Annotated in this window: 1 pseudogene; it reads right to left on the reverse strand. The window is 55.6% G+C overall.

Annotated elements, in window-relative coordinates:
• Nucleotides 1-94: 94 nt before the first annotated feature.
• Nucleotides 95-248: pseudogene (locus AF337_RS45940) on the reverse strand (non-homologous end joining protein Ku); the annotation flags it as partial.

Here is a 248-nt window from a genome sequence, read left to right on the forward strand (position 1 = left end):
GCCCGATATCGTGGATGCCGTTGCGAAGTGTTCTCGATCCGGCAAAGACACGGCAATTTCCATGATTGGTATCGTGATCACGTCGTGCATGATGTCACCGGGCCTTGCTCGATTTCAGCTCTGCGGCCACGGACTTTTTCAACGCGTCCATGATGTTCACGACATTCGAGCCCTGAGTGGCGTCCGGCTTGCCCTTCGCGGCCTTCTTGGTGGGCTTGAGAGCCTTCTTCTTCTCCGCAATGATCTTC

The organism is Rhizobium ecuadorense (assembly GCF_001187535.1).
Taxonomy (GTDB): Bacteria; Pseudomonadota; Alphaproteobacteria; order Rhizobiales; family Rhizobiaceae; genus Rhizobium; species Rhizobium ecuadorense.